Genomic DNA, 22,532 nt, shown 5'->3' on the forward strand with positions numbered 1-22,532 from the left:
GACACCCGCACCGACCGTCAAGCACAGACGACGGACGGTGCGGGTGAAACCGGGTTCTTGCGGGGACGGCCGCGAGACCGCTTGCGCGCGATGACGACTCCCTGATCGAAGATCTCGCCGCCCCACACTCCCCACGGCTCGGCACGGTCGAGCGCCGCGTCGAGGCACCCCGACCTGATGGGGCAGTGTGCGCACAGCTGCTTGGCGCGTTCGAGACGGTCGGGCGACTCGGCGAACCAGAGATCCGGATCGGCTCGGCGGCACGGCAACTGATCTGCGACGAAGTCGTCGATGGCGGCCACGGACCGGTCGGTCGTGGTGTCGTCGGTGCGGCATGTCGTCCGGGTGGTGGCGGGTGACACGTCGTTCTCCTCTTCTGCTGCGATTCACGGTGGTGTCGAACTCGACAGATCTGGCGAGATCCGTGAACGGCGTCGAGGGGTGTCCCACGACGAAGGCCACGGTTCGCAGGTGCGAATCCGTGGCCTTCGACGAAGGAATGCTGTGCGGTGCCTATCGAGTGATGTCCCGATCGACTCCGGTGCCCACGGATGCGCGATGCGCCCAGCGCTCGCGGTGACGGCGCGGCAAGGGTGCCACTCCGAAACCGTTCGTGCTCAGTGCGATTGCTTCGGCGACTGCGCCTGCGCCGGCTTTGTTCATGCCGGTGCTGCAGACGGCAGACTTCTGCTGCAGAAGCGCTGCGGTGGTGTAGATCTCCACGGGTGACACCTCCTTCGGCGGCGAGTCGGAATCGAGCAGGTCACGCACCGGAAACCCTCACGGGGCGCGCGGTACGAAATACACAGTAAACGGCTGCCTCAGACCGCACAACCCTTTTTCGACCTGCGGAGATGCGCTCACTCGGTGGCGGAGAGACGGGCGTCGACGAGCGCCAAGACGTCGGCTCCGAACCGCTCGAGCTTCTTCGCCCCGATACCCGGGATCGCGACGAGCCCGCGATCGTCGCGTGGCCGTTGCTCCGCGATGGCGGTCAGCGTGTTGTCGCTGAAGACCACGTAGGCAGGAACCTTGAGCGCCTTCGACGTCTCCGACCGCCAGGTCCGCAGGGATTCGAGCAGAGCGATGTCGACGTCGGACGGGCAGTTCTCACACCGGCCGAGCATGGTGGCCACCGTGCCGATGACGGGCTTGCCGCACACACGGCAGACCGGCCGCTTCTTGTGGACGGTGGGTGCGGCGATGCGCGATGCGGGCGACGACTCGGGAACTAGGTCGACCAGGAACCGCGAACGCCGACGCGACTTGCGACCGCCCTCGTTACGGGCCAGCGCCCAGGACAGTTCGAGGTGCTCCCTGGCGCGCGTCACACCCACGTACAACAGGCGACGCTCCTCCTCCACCGCGGCCTCGTCGGGCGACGAGTTGTTGTCTCCCAGAGCGTGACTGATGGGCAGCGTGCCGTCGGTGAGACCGACGAGGAAGACCGCGTCCCATTCGAGTCCCTTGGCGGCGTGCAGTGACGCCAGCGTCACCCCCTCCACCACCGGAGGGTGCCGAGCCTCCGCGCGCATCGCGAACTCACGCACCAGTCCCTCGAGATCGAGATCGGGTACCTGGACGACGAGATCCTCGGTGAGCGCGACGAGAGCCCGCAACGCAGCCCACTTCTCCCGCGCCTGAGCACCGTTGGGTTCCGTCGCCGACAGTCCCAGTGGAGCCAGCACCGCCTCCACGAGCCGCGGCAGGCCGGCCCCGCTGCGTGCGTCGGACGGCAGGTCGTCCCGGGCGGCGCTCGATCGAACGGCGGCGACGGCCGACCGGACGTCCTGCCGCTGGAAGAAGCTCTCGCCGCCGCGGATCTGATACGGAATTGCCAGATCCGTCAGCGCCTTCTCGTGCGCCTCGGAATGAGCGTTGATGCGATAGAGCACAGCGATCTCGGACGGCGCCGTGCCGGTACGGATCAACCGTTGAATGGTGCGCGCGACTCCCGCTGCCTCGGACGCCTCGTCGTCGTACTCCACGAAGGTGGGGTCCGGTCCCGCCGCGCGCTGTCCGATGAGCTGGAGCCGTGTCCCCGCGATGCGCCCCTTCGCCGCGCCGATGACCTTGTTGGCGAGCCCGACGACCTCCGGAGTGGACCGGTAGTCGCGCTCGAGGCGCACCACCGTCGCCTCCGGGAACCGCCGCGAGAAGTCGAGCAGGAACCGCGGTGTGGCCCCGGTGAAGGAGTAGATCGTCTGGTTGGCGTCGCCGACCACCGTCAGGTCGTCCCGATCGCCCAGCCAGGCGTCCAACACACGCTGCTGCAGTGGAGTGACGTCCTGGTACTCGTCCACGACGAAGCACCGGTACCGCTCGCGGAACTCCTGTGCGACGGACGGGCTGTTCTCGAGCGCCGCCGCCGTGTGCAGCAGCAGATCGTCGAAGTCGAGGAGCACAGCATCGGGATCGCGGTTCTTGAGTTCCTCGTAACCCTCGTAGACCGCGGCGACACGATCCGCGTCGGTCGGCGTGTCGCGGTGCAGCCGTGCGGCGGCGGCCGGATAGTCCTCGGGCGCGATCAGCGAGGCCTTGGCCCACTCGATCTCACCCGCCAGGTCGCGGACACTGTCGGTGGACGTCGAGACGCCGGCAGCGGAGGCGGCCTGCCCGACGACGCCGAACTTGCGATCCAGCAGACGCCAGTCCGTGTTTCCCACGACCTGCGGCCAGAAGTACTTGAGCTGCCGCATCGCGGCGGCATGGAACGTGCGCGCCTGCACCTGCCCGTCGGACGACTGCCCCCGGATACCGAGGACGCGGAGCCGTTCGCGCATCTCCCCCGCAGCCCGCGCGGTGAACGTGACGGCGAGGACCTGACTCGGCTTGACGTGCCCGTCCGCGACGAGGTGGGCGATGCGACGGGTGATCGTCCTGGTCTTGCCGGTTCCTGCACCCGCGAGCACACACACGGGGCCTCGCGGAGCGAGCACGGCGGCCGACTGTTCGGGGTCGAGACCCTCCACCGCATCCCTGTCGTTCACGTGGCCATCATGTCAGCCCGCACCGACACCGCCGGCGCGCCCACCGCCCGATCGGAACAACCGTCGATGACTCCGCGTTGAGAGTTGCGTGACCACAGCACAGCAGAAAGACACAGCCCACGTGCCCGCAGTGACGATGTACTCGACGACCTGGTGCGGCTACTGCCGACGTCTCAAGACGCAGCTCGACGAGAACGGCATCGCCTACACGGAGATCGACATCGAGAAGGATCCCGCGTCCGCCGAGTTCGTCGGGAGCGTCAACAACGGAAACCACGTCGTGCCGACTCTGAAGTACGCCGACGGTTCCACTGCGACCAACCCCAGCCTCGCGCAGGTCAAGAAGGCCATCGGCCTGAACTGAGGCGTGGGCGCTCGCGTTCGTCAGGACTCGAGCGCCGCCCACGACTCCACCATCGCGCGGGCAATGGAGATGCTTCCCGGAAGTAGGAGCGGAGCGTCCTCCGAGGCGCTCCAGTCCCCGGCGGCGAGGGCGGTGCGTACCTCGTCACGGGTGAACCATCGCGCCTCCGCGATCTCACCGTCGTTGAACGACAGCGGTTGTGCAGCGTTCGCGCGCGCCGCGAACCCGATCATCACCGAGCGCGGGAACGGCCAGGGTTGACTGCCGAGATAGGTGATGTCGGACACGTCGAGACCGACCTCCTCGCCCACCTCGCGGCTCACACACGTTTCGAGCGACTCCCCCGCCTCCACGAAACCGGCGAGCACCGACATCCGACGCTCCGGCCACATCGGCTGGCGTGCGAGGAGGACTCGGTCCGTCCCGTCGTGCACGAGGACGATGATCGCCGGGTCGGACCGAGGCCACTCCTCGTGGCCCGTGATGGTGCTGGTGCGGGACCACCCCGCCGACGAGAGCACGGTCGGTGATCCGTCGCGCGCACTGAACGCCGCTGACCGGTGCCAGTTCAACAACGCCACCGCCGTCACGACCAGCCCCGCCGACGACTCCGTGAGGACGTCGCCGAACGACCGCAGATCCGTCACCTCGCCGGCGAGTGCGGAGACGGAGACCGCCCAGACGTGGTGGTCGTCGACGACTCCCAGGAACACTGCGTCCTCCGGCGGCGAGTCCGCCGTGTCGACGGCCGGTACGAGCGCCACTCGACCGTCCTCGACCGGCACGCGACCCTGACTGTCCACGCGCAACAGCCGTGCGGTGGGCCACCCTGCGGCGAGTGCCGCGTCGTCGCGACGCAATTCCTCGGCGCGGTCGATCGGGGAACGCGAGAGCATGGGCTCGGACAGAAGTCGGAAGGACACGTCACGACCCTACTGACCGGGTCCGACGGCGGCAGATCCGGTGCACCGCAGTGCGGCTGGTCAGTTGGAGACGCGTCGGATGTAGAGCAGTCTGTCGTCCGCCTCGATCGCATCGACCTCGGGCGAACCGACCCGCACCAGACGACCGTCACGGACCACACCGAGCACGATGTCCGACAGGTGGCGGGGCGATCCGCCGACCTCGTCGCGTTCGACCTCGCGCTCGGCGATCGCGAAGCCCGCCTCGGGGGTCAGCAGGTCCTCCATCATCTCCACGACGCTCGGCGTGGTCGTCGCGATACCCAGCAGTCGCCCGGCGGTCTCCGAGGAGACCACCACGGAATCGGCGCCCGACTGGCGCAGGAGATGCACGTTCTCCGCCTCGCGCACCGCGGCCACGATCTTCGCCTTGGGCGCGATCTCCCGCGCCGTGAGCGTCACCAGCACGGCGGTGTCGTCCCGGTTGGTCGCGACGATGATCGACGCGGCGTACTGAGCACCGGTCAGGCGCAGGACATCCGACCGGGTGGCCGAGCCCTGCACGGTCACCAGGCCCAGGTTGCTCGCCGCGTCCAGGGACGACTGATCGGTGTCGACGACCACGATGTCCGAGGCCGACACCCCGTCTCCGAGCATCGCGGCGATCGCGGTGCGACCCTTCGTGCCGTACCCGACGACCACGGTGTGATTGCGCACGTTGCGCCTCCATCGCTGAATCTTGAACGCCTGGCGCGAACGTTCGGTGAGCACTGACAGGGTGGTGCCGACGAGCAGGATCAGGAAGAAGACGCGCAGCGGCGTGATGACCAGGATGTTCACCAGGCGCGCGGACGGGGTGATGGGCGCGATGTCGCCGTAGCCGGTGGTCGACAGCGACACGGTCGTGTAATAGAAAGCGTCGAGGAAGGACAGCTGATTGTCCTGGTTGTCGGCGTACCCGTCCCGGTCCACGTAGACGACCATGGCGGCCACGAAGAGCGTCGCGAGCGCGATGATGATGCGCTGGTAGATCGCCCGCCAGGGGCTCTGCTCGAACTCCGGGATCCGCAGGACACCCACCAGTGCGAAGTCGGGGCGATCCGTGAGTCCGGTGTCGGTGTTCAGCAGCCGATTCCGCAACCGTCCTGCCATGAATGTGGTCCTCGTCCGTCGCTCGTGGTCGTCGATCCGCCTCGTCGGCTGCCGTGACTGTATCGGAGCATCGAGCCGCCGACCCCCATCAGTCGCTGCAGAACTCCGGTGCTCCACCGTCCTGTTGGCAACGAGCAGACGATGGTGCAGGCTGCGACCATGACGCTCCGTACCCTGCCGCTGCTCGATTCCGTTCGACTCCCGTCGCGCCGACGGGCGGCGGACACGGCGGCGCAGCGACTCGCGGTCCTCCTCGGCGGAGCCGGTGTCCTGCACTTCGTCACACCGGCGCCGTTCGATTCCCAGGTGCCGCACGTGCTCCCCGGATCACCGCGGACGTACACGTACGTGTCGGGAGTGGCGGAGCTCGGACTGGCGGCCGGACTGATCGTTCCCCGCACTCGTCGCCTGACCGGCGCCGCGGCCGCCGCCTTCTTCGTGGCCGTGTTCCCGGCCAACCTGCAGATGGCCGCGTCGTGGTTGCAGAGCGAGAAGACCTCGACCGCGATGAAGGTGGGGGTCGTGGCTCGACTGCCGCTACAGATCCCGCTGATCACGCAGTCCTGGAAGGTGTACCGCGACGCGCGCTGATCACGTCGCCGGGTCCGCGCCCGCCGTGGAGATGATCTCCGCCAACCGTTCCGCGTCCGGGAGATCCGTCGGAGACACGGTGACTCCCGATCGCACGTAGTGGAAGGCCGCCCGCACCGTGGTGAGGGGCACCGGCTCGGAGCGGGTCGCCGACATCAGCTCCGCCCAGGCGAGTCGGTAGGCGGCGAGCTGGATCGCCACCGCACGTTCCTCGGCCGGTGTCGGCTGCGCGCCGGTCTTCCAGTCCACCACCGTCCAGCCACCGTCGGAGTCCGCGAACACGGCGTCCATCCGTCCCCGCAACACGACTCCACCGACCGACGTCTCGAACGGGACCTCCACCTCGACGGGACTGCGCAACGCCCACGGTGACGCGTCGAACGCACGCTGCAGCTCCTCAAGGTCCGTGTCGGCGGCCGAGGCGCCGTCCGCCGCGCCGGGCAGCTCGTCCAGGTCGAGCAGGCGGGTCGCCCCGAAGCGTCGTTCGACCCAGGCGTGGAACGCGGTGCCGCGACGCGCCAAGGGGTTGGGCGCGAACGGGACCGGTCGCCGCAGCGTCGATGCCAGGGCGTCCGGATCCGCGACGAGGTGGACCACCTGGCTCACCGACATCGTGTCGGGCACGACGACGTCGGTTTCCGGCCGCGACACCGCATCACGTTCGGCGAGAAGCAGTTCGACGTCACGCGCCCACCCGTCGGGATCGTCGCTGTCCGAATTCTCGGACGACGATTCCTCGACCGATGCCGACTCGACGAGTGCGGCGCGCACGGCTGCAGATCCCATGATCACGTCCTCGCGGCGGGCACCCAGCGGATCGGCCGGCCAGAGTGCCGTCAGTTCGACTGTCGCGTAGGGGTTGTCGGCTCCGTCCGGCGGAGTGGGTTCCCAGTGCTGCACGGTCCCGATCTCCGCGCCGCCGATCGCCGATGTGGTCTCGACGAGGCCGTGCAGTTCGGCGAGGAACGACGAGGGACCCTTCGGCGACGAGGCGCCGGGAGCCCAGTGGTGCGCCGAGACCAGCAACACCCGCTCGGTGCGCGTGAGGGCGACGTAGAACAACCGTCGGTCCTCGTCGAGTCGGCGACGTGCGAGCGCAGCCTTGTGTTCGGTGACGGCGTCGGCGATGTCGCCGCGGTGAGTCGCGCCCTCGAGATCGAGAACGGGGACGCCCCCGGCGTCGTCACCCGGAATCGCCCTGTCACCGCGCAGGGACGGCGGTAGCTCGGCCACCGAGCCCAACCAGGACGCGGACGACCTGGTGGACGGGAACACGCTCTCGCAGACGTGCGGTACCGCCACGACCTCCCACTCCAGACCCTTCGCGGAGTGCACGGTGAGAACCTGCACCCGGTGCGGGTCGACGTCGACCTCGCCGGGCGCGAGGCCGTCCTCCACGGACTCGGCGGCGGACAGGAAGGACAGCAGTCCGGTGAGAGTCGCCGTCTGCTGATCGCCGTACTCGGCGACCACCTCGGCGAAGGCGTCGAGATGCTCGCGCCCGCCCGCGTCCCCCGACGGACGACGCGCCCCCGCCTCCACGTCGATCCCGAGCACTCGCTCGACGTCGGCGACCAGATCGGGAAGTGGCTGACCGAGCCGGTGGCGCAGTGACTGCAGTTCCCCGCCGAGGGCGAGGATGCGCCGATGTCCCGCCTCGGAGTAGCGCGACGGGTCGCCCGGATCCGCCAGGGCGTCCACCAGCCCGGACTGTTCCGATCGCTCCCCGGGCATGCCGTCCTCGAGCGCGCGCCCCAACTCCTCGGCGTCGGTGACCGTGCCCGTCCGCCCGCGGCCGGTGTGCGCCGCGATCTCCCGCGCTCGCCTCCACAAGGCACGCAGATCGGCGGCACCCAGTTGCCAGCGCGAGCCGGTGAGAACGCGCATGGCGGCGCTGCCGGCCAGCGGGTCGCTCACCAGCCGCAGCATCGCCACGAGGTCGGCGACCTCGGGCGTCCGGAGCAGCCCACCGAGTCCGACGACCTCGACGGGCAGGCCTGCGCCGCGCAGAACCTCGGCCATCGGCCCCGCATCGGCGTTGCGCCGCACCAGGACCGCCGCGGTGGGCGGAGTGCGCCCGTCCTCCCGCGCCGTGCGGTACTCCCGCGCGATCGCCTCGGCGATCCACCGGCGCTCGTCGTCCACCGTGGTGGTCAGCGCGAGCCGGACATCGCCGGGCACCGCACCGGGACGCGCGCGCAACTCGTCCACCGCGACACCGCGCATGCGCAACGGGGCAGCCACCGCATTGGCCAGCGCGAGCGCCTCGGGCGGGTTGCGCCAGCTGGTCGACAACTGACGCACCGGGGCCGGGTAGCGCGCAGAGCGTGGGAAGTCGGTACCGAACCGGGGCAGGTTCGCGGCGGACGCACCGCGCCAGCCGTAGATCGACTGCATCGGGTCGCCGACGGCCGTCACCGTCAGAGTGGAGTCACGGCCACCCCCGAACAGCGAGGACAGCAGGACGCGCTGCGCGTGACCGGTGTCCTGGTACTCGTCGAGCAGCACCAGCCGGCACCGCGTGCGCTCGTCGCGGCCCACGTCCGGGTGGTCCGCCGCGACACGGGCGGCCAGGGACATCTGCCGCCCGAAGTCGAGCAGTCCGTCACGGGTCATGACCTCGTGGAGCCGCGCCACCAGGGGCAGCAGATCGAGCCGGTGTTCCTGCACCTGCAGTATGCCCAGCAGGTCCTTGGTGGGACCGCCGCTCTTCTGCTTCGGGCCCGGTGGCAGATGGTGGATCAGCTTCTCGAGCTCTGTGTGGGCCTCTCCCAGGTCGCCCGGTTCGACCAGGTGCTCGGCGAGCTGACCGGACAGGGCGAGCACGGATTCCGTGATCGACGCCGGTGCCCGGTCCAGTGGGACGTCGCCGTCCCATGCGGCCACCACGCGGTGGGCCAGCTGCCACAGCTCGGTCTCCGACACGAGAGTCGTGGACGGTTCGAGCGGCAGCACCATGCCGTGGCGTTGGAGCAGTCGGCCCGCGTACGAGTGGTACGTGCTCACCTCGGGCTCGCCCGACATGACGGTGCGCCGCAGCTCACCGGACGGATCGAGACGCCGCAGCAGGTCGGACCCGGCCAATCGGGCCAGCCGTTGGCGAATGCGCGTGGTGAGCTGCTGGGCGGCCTTGCGCGTGAAGGTCAGGCCCAGCACCTCTTCCGGCCGGACCAGACCGTTGGCCACCATCCAGACCACTCGCGCCGCCATGGTCTCCGTCTTGCCGGCACCGGCGCCGGCGACGACCAGCAACGGACCGCGCGGAGCCGCGATGATCTCCGACTGCTCGTCGGTGGGCGGGAACTGGCCGAGAGCGACGGCGACCTCGGCGGGGCTCACTCGGGCCACGTCTCTCATCCTTCGGTCACCTGCCTGCCTCTGTCCTGTGCCGGGCAGGACGACGCTATCGGGCAGTGCCGACAGCCGTCGTTGACGCGAGCCTCGAACACCGGGCCCCGCGTGGCACGCGCCGCGTCGACGACGACGGTGCGCCACTGCTCGAGGGTCTCCCCCGTGAGTGCTGCCTGCGCTCGTTCGGTGGCACCGGTCCTGGTGTGCGGCTTGGCGACGTAGACCAACCGCCCGCCGCCGGGACTGCCGGCCGGTTCGCCCTCGACCGCACCGGCGGCGAGTGCCACCTGATACGTCGCGAGCTGCGCGTGCTCGGCCGTCGCCGCGGCCGTCGCCGCGTTCTTACCGGTCTTGACGTCGACGACCACGGGTCGTCCGTCGGGGTCACGTTCGAGCCGATCGATCCGTCCGCGCAGCGCGACGGCGGGCTCGTCCGGCGTGCGCGGTTCCAACACCCCGTCCACCGGCACCTCGACACCGGCCTCCGTCAGCTCGCCGCGTGAGCGTGACATCCACTCGTGGAACGTCTCGATCATGGTGGCGGTACGTGCGAGCTCCTTGCGCGAGAACCACGCAGATCCGAGATCGACTGCCACCCAAGCTTTCTCCAGCTCTCTGCGCACCTCGTCCGGCGGCACCCGACCGGCCACTGCCTGCACCAGCGTGTGCACCAGCGTTCCGGTGACCGCGTGCACGGTGTCGCCGTCGGTGCCCCCGTTGCGTTCGAGAGCCCACCGCAGCGGGCACGCGGTGAGCACCTCCACCGTGGACGGCGACAACGACACCGGCCCGTCCGCCGGATCCCACAGCGGCATCTCGGTACTGGTTCCGGACAGCCCGTACCACTCGTCCGGGTGGGCGCCGCGCACCCCTTCACTCGCCAGTCGCGCCAGGTGCCGTGCGGCGCGCGCATGGCGGTCGGGGTCGTTCTCCGCGACACGACGGTCGCACACGACCGCACGCAGCTCGGCGACCAGAGCGGGCAACGCGAGCACCCGGCCGAGAGGCGCGGTGGGGCCGGCACCGGAGTCGCTCTCCTCGACGTCCGAGTACCGCACGGCATCGGACGCGAGCAGGTCGTCCACGAACCTCGACCGCACGGTGTCCGCGCCACCGGTCACCGAGTCGACGGCGGTGACGAGCAGGCTCGACCGTGCGCGGCTGCACGCCACCAGGAACAGGCGACGTTCCTCCGCGAGCAACGGTGCGGTCCGCGAGACCCGATCGTCCAACTCGCGATCGCCGTCGGAGACACCCGCGGCGAGATCCACCAGGGCCTCTACCCCGAGCAGCGATCCGCGCGGGCGCAGCGCGGGCCACAGTCCCTCCTGTACGCCCGCCACCGCGACGACGTCCCACTCGCGCCCGACCGCGGCATGGGCACTCAGAATCCGCACCGCGTCGGGAACGATCGCGGGACGCCGCCCGTCGCCCACGGGAACCTCCTGGTCGGTGACGTACTCGACGAACCCCTCCAGGGTGCCGCGCGGGAGTGCGTCGACGTACGCGGCCGCGGCGTCGAACAACGCGACGACGCTGTCCAGATCCCGATCTGCCTGCACGCCGAGAGGCCCACCCCGGGCGGACGACGCCACCCACCGGCGTTCGAGCCTGGTGGCACGCCACCCGGCCCAGAGTGCGTCCTCGACGCGACGACCGGCCGGGCCCACTGCCTTCGCGATGGCCGTGACCACGGCACGGACGCGGGTGAGCGGTGCCTTCTCGACGTCGGACAGACGTGCGACGAGCGGGTCGACCGAGGAGCCGATCATCGCGGCGCGCAGCAGCACGGACGAGTCCCGCTCGCCGCCCTCGGCCACATCGCCCCGCCGTAGCCCGCGACGCAGTCTGCGGACGGCGAGCGGATCCGCCCCTCCGATGGGACCTTCGAGCAATGCCAACGCAGCGTCGTCGGAGAACACCGCCGCCGACCGCTCGGGCGCGCACCGGGCAGCGGCGACCGCACGCATCGCGAGCAGCAGGGCAGCCGCACCACGGTGCCGATGCAGGGGCACGGCCGTGGCGGACGACACCACCGGCACCCCCGCGGCGTGCAGCGCGCGACGCAGGGACGGCAGCGACCGCGGAACGGAGCGGACGACGACGGCCATCTCCGACCAGGGCACGCCGTCGGCGAGATGCGCGCGGCGGAACGTGTCGGCGATGGCGGTGGCCTCCTTCGCCGTCGAGGACGCGACGACCACCCGCACCGGCGGAACCGCGCGGGTCTCCTCCTCGGCCGACGGGTGTTCGTCCTCCGCCCTGTCGTCGCGGAACTGCGTGCCGACACGGTGTGCGACCCGACCGGACAGGTGCGCGGTGATCGCCCGCTGCACCGAGCCGACACCGGAGTCCGAACGGTGGTTGCGGGACAACACGACACGACGACCACCGTGCCCGTCGTCCAGATCGGTGAGGAAGTGCGCGTCCGCGCCGCGGAAGGAGAAGACCGCCTGATCGGGATCGCCGGCGACGACGGTGGACGACGCACCGGCGGAGAGCAGCCGCACCAGCTGGGCCGCCTGCGGATCGAGGTGCTGGGCATCGTCCACCAGCACGTGGCGGATGCGCCGACGTTCGGAGACGAGCAGGTCCGGATCCGTCGCGAACGCCGTGAGCGCTGCACCCACGAGCTCGGCCGCGTCCAGTCCGGGCGACGTGGCCTCCGGAGTCTCGACGCCGACCGATCCTCGAAGCAACATCGCCTGTTCGTACTGTGCGGCGAACTTGCCCGCAGCGACCCACTCGGGCCGAGAGTGCTTCCGCCCCCACGCGATCAGGTCCTCCGGACCGAGCCCGCGTTCCGCGGCGCGCAGAACGAGATCACGGAGCTCGGACGCGAAGCCCACCAGTCCGAGCGCCGGGCGCACGCGATCCGGCCACCGGGCGGCGCCGTCCGCGATCTCACCGCGGAGCATCTCGCGGATCACGGAGTCCTGCTCCGCGTTGGTGAGGAGACGCGGCGGCGGATTGCCGTAGGCGGACGCCTGCAACCGCAGCACGGCGAAGGCGTACGAGTGCACCGTGCGTACGAGTGGCTCGCGTGTCGCGCGGGGCTCGGAGGACACGCCCAACAGCCCGGCGGTGATCTGCTCGCGCATGTCGACGGCCGCCTGACGCGAGTGCGTGAGCACCAGGACCGACTCCGGATCGCTTCCCGGCGCCGTCATCCGCGCCACCGCCACATCGGCGACGAGCGCGGTCTTCCCGGTGCCCGGACCGCCCAGAACCTGCCACGGCCGGGAGTCGCCGGGCTCACTCGGCGCGACCAGCGGCGCACACTCCTGCGGCCACGTGCGCACCTGCGCGACACGGTGCGTCCGGCGCACCAGCCGGATACCGCCACGGGTGACAGCCGCGTCTCCGGTGGTGCCCGCGCCGTCGTCGTTCATGAGGCGCATTGCATCATGGGAGTCCGACACACCCCCAGTTCCCACACAGCCCCCTCTCCGAGACCGACTCGGTTCCGCCACCGCGTCGACACTCGACCGCTCAGGAGACCCCATGCCGACGACCTCCGAATCCCCCGCCCCCACGACGGATGCCGACGACGTCGCCGTGTACGGCCCGGCGTCCGGACCGGTGGTCCTGGCGATCCACGGCATGACCGGCCACGGCAGGCGCTGGCATCGGTGGAGCGAGCACCTGCCCGAGGCCCGCGTCGTCGCTCCGGACCTGGTGGGTCACGGCAGGGCACCGTGGACTCCGCCGTGGTCGATCGAGCGCCAGGTCGATCGGCTGGCCGACGTCCTACGGGCCCACTCGGCCGGGCCCGTCGTCGTGGTCGGCCACTCCTACGGGGGCGCGCTCGCGATCCATCTCGCGAGGTCGTTCCCGTCGCTCGTCGCGGGACTGGTGCTGCTCGATCCCGCCATCGGCCTGTCGCCGGACTCGATGCTGGAGACGGCGCAGTCGACGGTGCTGTACGACGACTACACCGATGCCGCGGAGGCACGCTCGGAGAAGCTCCACGGCGCGTGGTCCGACGTCCACCCGGCTCTCGTCGACGAGGAGATCGCCGAACACCTGGTGGACACCGACGACGGGCGAGTGCGATGGCGGACGTCGACGGCCGCCGTCGTCGCGTCGTGGGGCGAGCTCGCGCGCCCGTTCGTGCTGCCGCCCAGTGACATTCCGGTCACCGTCGTGCGCGCCGCGCGGGTGGACCCGCCGTACCTCACACCGGAGTTCCGGGACGCACTCGTCCGCTCGTCGCCGGACGTGCGGATCGTCGACCTGGACTGCGACCACATGGTGCCGCAGGCGAAGGGTCCCGAATCGGCAGCTCTGGTCGACGAGATGATCCGACGCGTGACGACGTCGTGAGCCGCATCACCGACGAACAGGTCGAGGCCGTGCGCGCCGTCGTGGCCGCAGTCCCCCCGGGCAGTGTCACCACGTACGGCGACATCGCCCGGGTCGTCGGACTGCCCAGCCCACGCATCGTCGCGTGGATCATGCGGACGGACTCCTCCGATCTGCCGTGGCACCGGGTCATCCGTGCCGACGGCCGCCCGGCTCCCCACCTCGTGACACGTCAGCTCGCGGCGCTGGCCGAGGAGGGGGTGTCGTCCGTCGACGGCCGCATCGCTCTGGCCTCGGTCCGGTACCGCCACGAGCCCTGATCGAGTGTCAGACCATCGCTTCGGGGACGGCGTGCGACGGAACGCTTTCGCGGGGCCCGGCATCGACTCCCGCTCCCACCAGTTCCGCCAGGACGGCGACCGCGTCCTCGATCTCCTCGGGGCTGCGGGAGAACGGGATGCGTTGGCACTCGTCGAAGGCGTATCCCGTCCCGAAGCGTGACCCGGGGGCGAGCAGCAGTCCGCGCCCGCGGGCCGATTCCACCAGGTCCGTCGACCGGACACCCGGTGGCAATGTGCACCACAGCGACAGTCCGCCGCGCGGCCGGTGGAAGGTCCAGCCCGGCAGCGACCGCGTCACGGCCGCCATCGCCGCGTCGCGACCCGCCCGCAGTTGATCGGCGCGGTGCGTCACCACCGCGTCGTACTCGCCGAACAGTTCCACGGCCGTGTACTGATCCATCATCGACACCGAGAGCTGCCGCCTCGCGTAGGTCGTGGCCACGCGCGCCAGGTGCACCGGGTCCGCGCGCACCCACCCCACCCGCAGCCCGCCCCAGACGGTCTTGCTCAACGATCCGACCGTGATGCAGGCGCGGTCCGGGACCGGTGCGCCGAACGGCTCGACGTCGGCGTCGCCGTCGAGACGGAGGTCGGCCGACGCCTCGTCCACCACGGTCACCACGGCGTGCCGATGCAGCGTGGCCGCGAGCCGACGCCGGGACGTCTCGGGCAACACCGCTCCGGACGGGTTGGAGTGGTCGGGCATCAGGTAGGCCAGTACCGGATCATGTTGCCGCGCAGCCCTGTCCATGTTCTCCACGAACGTGTCGGGATCATCCGGATCGATGGCCACCGGAACACACTTGCCACCCACGGCTCGCACCATGTCGATGGCGCCCGGGTAGGTCGGGTGTTCGGTCAGCACACGATTGCCCTGTTCGACGAAGGTGTCGATCACGGCGTGCAACGCATCGCTGGCGCCCGCGGTCACGAGAATCTGGTCGGCGCTGGTGGGGAGCCCGCGAGCGGAGTAGTACCGGGCGATCGCCTCGCGCAGTCGGCCCACACCGGTGGGCACGTAGCCGACGTGCAGGCCCGTCGTGCTCAGCGCGCGGGCAGCAGCGTCGTAAGCGGGTCCCAGCAGGGCCGAGGCCGGCGGCGCGGCGTTGACGAATTCGAGCACGCCCGGTTGGGTGCCGCGCAGGATGCCGCCCCACGGCTGACTGTCCCCGCGCGGAACGACGAAGGTGCCCGCCCCGTGCACCGACACCGCGATGCCGTGCTCACGGAGTTCGCGATAGGCCGACGCGACCGTCACACGGCTGACCCCCAGCACCGACGCGAGGACGCGCTCCGCGGGCAGGCGGGCATCGGCGGCCACCGCGCCTTCCTCAACGAGACGGTGCAGTTCCTGCGCGAGTCCGAGGTACAGGGACCGACTGTCCCGCGCGACGGCGGTCATGTCGATCGCGGCGGCGAGTGCGCGCGCCGACAACCCGTCGCGCAGCCGTGCAGGAGTGGATGCCATGCCGCCACTATGCCACAGTCCACTCGAGTCCAGTGGACTGCTCCATCAGGCCTCTCGCCGGTCGAGACTCTGTCCATGATCGTCATCGGAACACTTCTGGCCCTGTCCACTCTCAGCATCGGGTTCGGCGCCGTCGCCGTCGCGGGCGGCGGTCGCCACTCTCTCGAGGGCCCACCGCGCAGTCGGCCCGTGTCCACCACCGGTCGATGAGGCTGCCGCGTCGCCTCCACTACTGTGGATCACATGTCGGGACGCACAGCGCGCACGGACGCGCTGATACTCGCCGGCGGACGCAGCTCACGGATGCAGGGAACCACCAAGCCTGCCGCGCTCGTGGACGGAGTCACCCTCGTCGATCGGGTGCTGGGAGCGACGTCGTTCTGCACCGTCACCGTCCTCGTCGGACCGGACGACGTGACTGCCGACCCGCCGGGACCGAGGCGTGTCCGCCGCACCCGCGAGGACCCGCCGTTCGGAGGCCCGGTACGTGCGTTGGCGGCCGGGCTGGCCGTCACCGTCGACGACGGTGACGGTGACGGTCCGCGGGAGAACGACGTCGTGTTGACCCTGTCCGCCGACCTGCCGTACATCACCGAGCCTGCACTCCGACTGCTCGTGCGAGAACTGCTGCGAGACAAGACAGTCGAAGCAGTGTTCGGAACCGACTCGACCGGTCGCACCCAGTACCTCGTGGGCGCCTGGCGTCGCGACGCCCTCGTTCGAGGCGTCACCGCCGCGCTCGCACGCTGTCCGGCGGACGCCGAGCGCGGCCCGTCCATCCGCGACGCCCTGCCGGACGTCGTGGGCACCGTGGCGCTCACCGGCATCGACGACGTGGACACGCCCACCGAACTCGCGGCCGTCCGCACCGCGTCGAGACGCCCCTCCGTCGAGGTGGCGCGCGTCCTCGTGGGGAGCAGACTCACCGCGATCACACCTCGTACCGCGTCCCTGGCCGACAGCCTCGGCGGCACGCTCGCGGAGCCGCTGATCGCCGCACGCCCGTTTCCGAGCTTCGTCACGTCCGCGATGGACGGCTACGCCGTGCGCGGCGACGGACCCTGGCACGTCGACGACGCCGTGGTGGTCGCCGGCGCCACCGACGACGTCGTCCTCGACACCGGCCACGCGGTGCGCATCGCCACCGGCGCAGCGGTTCCGGCGGAGGCGGGCGTGGTACGCGACGAGTTCGTCGTTCTCGACGACGACGGTCTGCTCCACCGGTCGGACGGCGCACCCGTGCGCGACGACGCCCGCAGTGTCGCCGAGGACTGGGACGGCGGAAGCGAACTCGCGCCGGCGGGCACCGTCATCTCCCCCGCCGTCGTGTCGGCCGCGCTCTCTGCCGGCGTGATCCGGGCGTCGACGCGCCCCGCCCCGACCGTCCGACTCGTTCTCACGGGCGACGAGATCGGCGACGAGATCGGCGACGACACCGCGCCGGTGGCCGGGCGCATCCGCGACACCATCGGGCCGGTCATGCCGACGTACCTACGGTCGTGCGGGTTCGCACTCGCCGACGTCGCGCACTGCGCCGACACCGACGATGCCTTCGACGCGGCGATCCACGGCGGTGCGGACTCCGCACCGCCGGACGTCGTCGTCATCATCGGCGCGACCGGCGGCGGCGCCGCGGATCGACTGGACGACGCACTTCGACGTGCCGGAGCACACCGTGTCGTCGACGGACTCGCCTGTCGCCCCGGCGGTTCCGCCTCCGTCTCGGAGCTGCCCGATCATCGCGTGGTCCTGGGTGTTCCCGGCAATCCGTATGCCGCCGTCACCACGGTGATGCTGCTCGGGCCCGCCATCGCCGCGGCCTTGACCGGACGGTCCGTCCCGATACCGCTGACCGGAACACTGGCCACCGAGGTCGATGCCGGTGACGTCACTCGAGCCCTGCCCGCGTCCTACCTCGGTGCGGGTACCTGGCGGTGCGAGAGCTCTGTGCGTACAGCACATCTCGCCGCGCTGGTGGGCCGTGACGGCATCGCCGTCGTCACTGCAGGCCGGAGTCCGGGCGCTCCCGTCGAGATCGTGCCGCTGCCGCAGAGATGACGTCGGCACCCTCGCGGTAGCGATCGACGAGCAGCTGCACCACTCCCCCGTGCAGCCCCAGCGGTTCGGTGACACCGTCCGCTCCAGCGGACCGCAACCTCGTGTGAAAGAGACCGGGCGCCAACAGGTACGAGGCGACGAAGACCTTCTCCCCGGTGGCCTTCAGAGTGGGGACCAGGTCCGCCGCGCGCGGCTCGCCCGTGGCGACGTAGGCGACGGTGACCGCCGATCCGGTGACGGCGGCGAGCTGATCCGCCGCGGTGTGCACGTCGTCGAGGGCCCGCACGTCGGAGGAGCCCGCCGCGGCGAGGACGATGCGATCGCCGGTCGTCCATCCGATCTGCTCGAGCCTGTCACGCAGTACCCGCGCGAGGTCGAGATCCGGGCCCAGTGCGCGGGTGACGTGGACGTCGTCGTGACCGCTCTCGGCGATCTCGCGGGGCACGTCCGCGTGCACGTGATAACCCGAGGCCAGGAAGGCGGGCACGACCACGACGGGGCCGTCGACATCGCGCAGAACCTCCGACGGAGTGGGTCCCAGCACGTCGACGAAGGCGACCCGCACCGGGCCCACGTGCGGAGCCACGGCGTCGGCCAGCGCGGCGATCACCTCGACGCCGGCGGGGTTGCGCGTGCCGTGCGCGACGAGGACCAGTCGAGGATCGCTCACGACGCCTCGCCCGTCCGGCCGAGGCCGCCGCCCGGAACACTCGACACGGCGTCGATCAGGTCGTCCGCGCTGTCGTCGACGGCGAGGCGGTATCCCCGCTTGACGACGGTCTGGATCGCTCTGGGTGCGCCGAGCGCGGACCGCACTCGCGCCATGGCCGTCTCGACGGCATGGGTGTCGCCGCCCCCGCCCGGCAGAGCGGCGAGCAGGTCCTCGCGGGAGACCACCTGTCCGGGACGGCGAGCGAGAGTCTTCAGCACGGCCATGCCCGCGGGTGACAGAGCCTTGGGTGTGCCGTCGACGACGACGCACGCGCCGAGAACGCGTAACTCGTGACCGCCGGCCCGGACGATGCCCGCTCGACGCGGAAGTTCGTCGGCGACGTGGCGCACGAGAGCTCCGACACGCGCCCGCGCGGGCGCCGTCGTGGGAACACCCAGTACGTCGAGCGGAGCGGAGGTCACGGGCCCGACGCACACGGCGAGCACCCGATCGCGGAACGACTGCAGCATCGGTTCCAGCACACCGTTCTCCTTGGCGCGCATCAACATCGAGGCCACGGCGGGGGCACTGGTGAAGGTCACCGCATCGAGGTCACCACACAGTACGGCCTCGATCATGCGGTCCATCGGTGCCGAGTCGTCGGGTTGCACCCAGCGGTAGACCGGAACCGGGATGACCGTCGCGCCGGCCTGCCGCAGCACCTCGCAGAAGTCCGGAACCGGCTCCCACTCGGTGGTGGCGCCGTGCAGTTGCACCGCGACGCGGACGCCGTCCACGCCCTCCGCCAACAGATGTTCCAGCACCTCCGCGGACGACTCGGACTCCGGTGACCACTCCTCGCGCAGACCTGCTGCACGGATGGCTCCCTTGGCCTTCGGCCCACGGGCGAGGATGCGGGTGCCCTCGAGAGCGCGAGTGAGCTCCTCGGCGTCACCCCAGCCGTCGGCGGCCTCCATCCAGCCACGGAAACCGATGCCCGTGGTGGCCACGGTCACGGCCGGCGGAAACTCGATGATCTCGCGCGTACGACGACCGAGCTCCGCATCGTCCGACAGCGGAATGATCCTGATCGCCGGGGCGTGCACCACGTTCGCTCCGCGCCGTACCAGCAGCGAGGCCAGTTCGTCGGCGCGTCGAGCCGCGGTGACGCCCACGGTGAACCCCGCGAGGGGAGCGTCGGACGAGGTCGGCTGATCGATCACGGGGATGTCGTCTCCGTTCCACTTCTCGGCCGGACGGATGTGCCCGAGGTCTGGGTCGATGCGCCCGAGGGCTGGGCGGACACTGCGACGACGCCGTCGATCACGGTGACCTCGTGTACCGCCAAGGTCGTGTCCGGGTCGTCGAGGCAACGGCCGTCCACCAGCGAGAATACCTGCTTGAGCAACGGCGACGCGACGGTCGGCTCGCCGCCGCGGTCCCCGACCAGTCCGCGCGACATCACGGCGGCCCGTCCGAAGGGGTCGATGTTGCTCACGGCGAACAGCTCCTCGTCGCCGGTGCGGAACAACGCCACCTGCGCCCCGGAGGGCAGCAACACGGCGACTCCCCGACCCGGAGTGAGTTCCGAGAGTGCGAGCGCGGTGATCCACTCGTCGGTGTCGCCGCTGGTCACGGTCGTGGAATGGCGAGGTGCTGAGTCGATGACAGTCATGATGGTCCTCCCTGGGGACAGTTCTACGGGGCTGGTGTTACTCGGCCGTTACGGCGACATGACGGGCCACGTCTCGGTCGGCCTCCGGCCTTCCCGGCCACATCTCGGCCGGCCTCCGGCCTTCCCGGCCACTCACCCGACCGGAACGGACGGCATCCCCATCAGGACCGGAACCTTGCGGGCACCGGACTCGTCGAACGAGACGGTGGGGTCGGACTCCTCCGGGGCGTTGACGAACGAGACGAAGCGCGCGAGCTTGGTCTCGTCCTCCAACACACCCCGCCACTCGTCCCGGTAGCCCTCGACGTGCGACGCCATCGCTGCCTCGAGGTCCGCGGCGATACCCAGGCTGTCCTCGCACACGACGGCGCGCAGGTGGTCGAGTCCGCCCTCGAGACTCTCGACCCACGGCGCCGTGCGCTGCAGGCGGTCCGCCGTGCGCACGTAGAACATGAGGTACCGGTCGATGTACCGGACGAGGGTGGTGTCGTCCAGCCCCGACGCGAGGAGTTGCGCGTGCTTGGGCGACTGCCCACCGTTGCCGCCGACGTACAGGTTCCACCCACTCTCGGTCGCGATGATGCCGACGTCCTTGCCGCGCGCCTCGGCGCATTCGCGGGCGCAGCCGGACACACCGAACTTGATCTTGTGCGGGGACCGCAGACCCCGGTAGCGCTTCTCGAGGTCGACGGCCATGCCCACGGAGTCCTGCACGCCGTAGCGGCACCACGTGGACCCGACGCAACTCTTCACGGTGCGCAACGACTTCCCGTAGGCCTGACCCGACTCCATGCCGGCGTCGACCAGTCGCTTCCAGATGGCGGGGAGCTGCTCCACGCGCGCGCCGAACATGTCGATGCGCTGACCACCCGTCACCTTGGTGTACAGACCGAAGTCGCGTGCCACCTCACCGATGACGATCAATTGTTCGGGAGTGCACTCCCCACCCGGCATCCGCGGCACGACGGAGTAGGTGCCGTTCTTCTGGATGTTGGCGAGGAAGTGATCGTTGGTGTCCTGCAGTGCAGCCTGCTCACCGTCGAGGATGTGCTCCGAGGACGTGGACGCCAGGATCGAGGCCACGACCGGCTTGCAGATGTCGCAGCCGGCGCCGCGGCCGTGAGCGGCGACGAGACCGGAGAACGTGCGGATGCCCGCGCCGGCGACGATCTCGAACAACTCGCGCCTCGACTGGGAGAAGTGCTCGCACAGGGCCTTCGACATGACCACGCCCGACGCGGCGAGCAACCACTTGATCGTGGGAAGACAGCCACCGCACGTGGTGCCGGCGTCGGTGCAGGACTTGACCGAGGCGATGTCGCAGGCGCCCGCAGCGATGGCCGAGCAGATGGTCCCCTTGTCCACACCGTTGCACGAGCACACCTCGGCATCGTCGGGAAGCGCTCCGGCGCCGAGCTTCTCGCCGCTCGGCGAGATCAGTGCAGCCGGATCGCCCGGGAGTTCGCGGCCGACGAGCGGGCGCAGCGTCGCGTACGCCGACGCGTCCCCCACCAGGATGCCGCCGAGCAGAGTCCTCGCGTCGTCCGACAGCACGAGCTTGGCGTAGGTGCCCTTCGCGGCATCGTTGAGCACCACCTCGAGTGCGCCCTCGGTGGCGCCCATCGCGTCTCCGAAACTGGCGACGTCCACACCGAGCAGTTTGAGCTTGGTCGAGAGGTCCGCGCCCGGGAACTCGGCGGTACCGCCGACGAGCCGATCGGCGACGACCTCCGCGCTGGAGTACCCCGGAGCGACGAGACCGTAGCACCGGCCCTCGATGGCCGCACACTCGCCGATGGCGTAGATCGCGGGATCCTCGGTACGGCAACCGATGTCGGTGAGTATGCCACCACGCTCGCCGACCGGGAGGCCGCTGGTGCGGGCGAGAGCGTCCTGCGGGCGGACACCCGCCGAGAACACCAGAAGGGCGGCATCGATGACGCTGCCGTCCGCCAGAGTGACGTCGATGCCGTGATCGTTCTCGGCGATGGCCGAGGTGCCGACACCGGCGTGGACGGTGACACCGAGCTCGGTGACGAGCTTCGCCAGGACCGCACCGCCGCCCTCGTCGACCTGCAGCGGCATCAGTCGCGGCGCGAATTCCACCACGTGCGGCGTCATGCCCATCTGCTTCAGGGCGTTCGCAGCCTCGAGACCGAGCAGGCCGCCGCCGACGACCACTCCCACCGCGCCGGGGCCGGCCGCGTCGGCGCAGGTGCGTATGCGATCAAGGTCGTCGATCGTGCGATAGACGAAGCAGCGATCGAGGTCGTGCCCCGCGATGGGCGGGACGAACGGGTAGGACCCCGTGGCCATGACCAGAGCGTCGTACGGCACCGCCGCACCGTCCGAGGTGGTGACCACCCGAGCGTCGCGGTCGATCGACTCGGCCCGCACGCCGGTACGGAGGGTCACCGCGGCGTCCCCGACATAGTCGTTGCCCGCCAACGCGAGTTCCTTGTGGTCCCAGGCGCCGACGTAGGACGAGAGCCCGACGCGGTCGTAGGCGGGGAGGGCCTCCTCGCACAGGACGGTGACGGACCACTCGCCGGCCGTGTCGCGTGCGCGCAGCGCCTCGACGAACCGGTGGCCCACCATTCCGTGTCCCACCACCACGGCTGTGCGGTGAGCGGTCTGGTCGGTCATGACAATCTCCTCGGGAAACGGTGAACGGGTGGTGTGA

General features: G+C 70.5%; 18 protein-coding genes. 6 read left to right on the forward strand and 12 right to left on the reverse strand.

All coding sequences use genetic code 11. The features are described 5' to 3' along the window. Window positions 1-17: 17 nt before the first annotated feature. From HQ306_RS00550 to HQ306_RS00560, 3 genes are all read right to left on the reverse strand, one after another. Window positions 18-362, reverse strand: a complete 345-nt coding sequence (locus HQ306_RS00550; protein WP_155957109.1) for a WhiB family transcriptional regulator — start codon at window positions 360-362, stop codon at window positions 18-20. A gap of 151 nt (window positions 363-513) precedes the next feature. Then, on the reverse strand, window positions 514-771 hold the full coding sequence (locus tag HQ306_RS00555) for a hypothetical protein (RefSeq protein WP_222627079.1): 258 nt from the start codon (window positions 769-771) through the stop codon (window positions 514-516). Window positions 772-860: 89 nt separating this feature from the next. Beyond that, the gene (locus tag HQ306_RS00560) at window positions 861-2,990 is read right to left on the reverse strand and encodes an ATP-dependent DNA helicase UvrD2 (RefSeq protein WP_222627081.1); all 2,130 of its coding nucleotides are present in this window, start codon (window positions 2,988-2,990) and stop codon (window positions 861-863) included. 136 nt (window positions 2,991-3,126) lie between these two features. On the opposite strand from HQ306_RS00560, the gene HQ306_RS00565 reads away from it, so the two are divergent. Further along, window positions 3,127-3,354 (forward strand): mycoredoxin, encoded by a 228-nt coding sequence (locus HQ306_RS00565; RefSeq protein WP_037186837.1) that lies wholly within the window; start codon window positions 3,127-3,129, stop codon window positions 3,352-3,354. 20 nt (window positions 3,355-3,374) lie between these two features. Here the strand turns inward: HQ306_RS00565 and nudC are convergent, their stop codons facing one another. Both nudC and HQ306_RS00575 read right to left on the reverse strand, forming a co-directional pair. After that, entirely contained in the window at window positions 3,375-4,250 is an 876-nt protein-coding gene (gene nudC, locus HQ306_RS00570) for an NAD(+) diphosphatase (RefSeq protein ID WP_222628483.1), read from the reverse strand. An 87-nt stretch (window positions 4,251-4,337) separates the two neighbouring features. After that, complete coding sequence (locus HQ306_RS00575; RefSeq protein ID WP_027506830.1) at window positions 4,338-5,408, reverse strand: TrkA family potassium uptake protein; 1,071 nt, start codon at window positions 5,406-5,408, stop codon at window positions 4,338-4,340. 159 nt (window positions 5,409-5,567) lie between these two features. Here HQ306_RS00575 and HQ306_RS00580 point away from each other — a divergent pair, with 159 nt between their 5' ends. Continuing rightward, entirely contained in the window at window positions 5,568-5,999 is a 432-nt protein-coding gene (locus tag HQ306_RS00580) for a hypothetical protein (RefSeq protein WP_261769633.1), read from the forward strand. Here HQ306_RS00580 and HQ306_RS00585 read toward each other — a convergent pair whose 3' ends face one another. Continuing rightward, a complete protein-coding gene (locus tag HQ306_RS00585) occupies window positions 6,000-9,356 on the reverse strand; it encodes an ATP-dependent DNA helicase (RefSeq protein WP_222627083.1) in 3,357 nt (1,118 codons plus the stop codon). It lies immediately after the preceding gene. Then, the gene (locus HQ306_RS00590; RefSeq protein ID WP_222627084.1) at window positions 9,353-12,742 is read right to left on the reverse strand and encodes an ATP-dependent DNA helicase; all 3,390 of its coding nucleotides are present in this window, start codon (window positions 12,740-12,742) and stop codon (window positions 9,353-9,355) included. The genes HQ306_RS00585 and HQ306_RS00590 overlap by 4 nt, the downstream gene beginning before the upstream one ends. A gap of 112 nt (window positions 12,743-12,854) precedes the next feature. Between HQ306_RS00590 and HQ306_RS00595 the strand changes: the two genes are divergently transcribed. Next, window positions 12,855-13,676 carry an alpha/beta fold hydrolase gene (locus HQ306_RS00595; protein WP_222627086.1) on the forward strand — a complete coding sequence of 274 codons (822 nt, stop codon included), beginning with the start codon at window positions 12,855-12,857 and terminating at the stop codon, window positions 13,674-13,676. Next, window positions 13,673-13,975 (forward strand): MGMT family protein, encoded by a 303-nt coding sequence (locus HQ306_RS00600; protein WP_027506835.1) that lies wholly within the window; start codon window positions 13,673-13,675, stop codon window positions 13,973-13,975. Before HQ306_RS00595 ends, HQ306_RS00600 begins: the two co-directional genes overlap by 4 nt. 7 nt (window positions 13,976-13,982) lie before the next feature. On the opposite strand, the gene HQ306_RS00605 is transcribed toward HQ306_RS00600, so the two are convergent. Continuing rightward, on the reverse strand, window positions 13,983-15,464 hold the full coding sequence (locus HQ306_RS00605) for a PLP-dependent aminotransferase family protein (protein ID WP_056447838.1): 1,482 nt from the start codon (window positions 15,462-15,464) through the stop codon (window positions 13,983-13,985). A gap of 75 nt (window positions 15,465-15,539) precedes the next feature. On the opposite strand from HQ306_RS00605, the gene HQ306_RS21965 reads away from it, so the two are divergent. Together HQ306_RS21965 and HQ306_RS00610 are read left to right on the forward strand one after the other, a co-directional pair. Next, window positions 15,540-15,674 carry a hypothetical protein gene (locus HQ306_RS21965; protein ID WP_261769634.1) on the forward strand — a complete coding sequence of 45 codons (135 nt, stop codon included), beginning with the start codon at window positions 15,540-15,542 and terminating at the stop codon, window positions 15,672-15,674. A gap of 33 nt (window positions 15,675-15,707) precedes the next feature. Beyond that, window positions 15,708-17,522: an NTP transferase domain-containing protein gene (locus tag HQ306_RS00610; RefSeq protein ID WP_222627088.1), complete on the forward strand. Its 1,815-nt coding sequence runs from the start codon at window positions 15,708-15,710 to the stop codon at window positions 17,520-17,522. Here the strand turns inward: HQ306_RS00610 and HQ306_RS00615 are convergent. The 4 genes from HQ306_RS00615 to nirB all read right to left on the reverse strand — a co-directional run bounded on the left by HQ306_RS00615 (window position 17,464) and on the right by nirB (window position 22,495). Beyond that, window positions 17,464-18,192, reverse strand: coding sequence for a sirohydrochlorin chelatase (locus HQ306_RS00615; RefSeq protein ID WP_082544648.1), 729 nt, complete (start codon window positions 18,190-18,192; stop codon window positions 17,464-17,466). The two genes, HQ306_RS00610 and HQ306_RS00615, sit on opposite strands and share 59 nt — an antisense overlap. Continuing rightward, the gene (locus HQ306_RS00620; protein WP_222628501.1) at window positions 18,189-19,394 is read right to left on the reverse strand and encodes a uroporphyrinogen-III synthase; all 1,206 of its coding nucleotides are present in this window, start codon (window positions 19,392-19,394) and stop codon (window positions 18,189-18,191) included. The genes HQ306_RS00615 and HQ306_RS00620 overlap by 4 nt, the downstream gene beginning before the upstream one ends. Beyond that, on the reverse strand, window positions 19,394-19,849 hold the full coding sequence (gene nirD / locus HQ306_RS00625; protein ID WP_051613601.1) for a nitrite reductase small subunit NirD: 456 nt from the start codon (window positions 19,847-19,849) through the stop codon (window positions 19,394-19,396). The genes HQ306_RS00620 and nirD overlap by 1 nt, the downstream gene beginning before the upstream one ends. 132 nt (window positions 19,850-19,981) lie before the next feature. Continuing rightward, on the reverse strand, window positions 19,982-22,495 hold the full coding sequence (gene nirB, locus HQ306_RS00630; protein WP_222627090.1) for a nitrite reductase large subunit NirB: 2,514 nt from the start codon (window positions 22,493-22,495) through the stop codon (window positions 19,982-19,984). Window positions 22,496-22,532 lie beyond the last annotated feature (37 nt).

It is taken from the genome of Rhodococcus sp. BP-160, assembly GCF_019836205.1.
Lineage (GTDB): Bacteria > Actinomycetota > Actinomycetes > Mycobacteriales > Mycobacteriaceae > Rhodococcoides.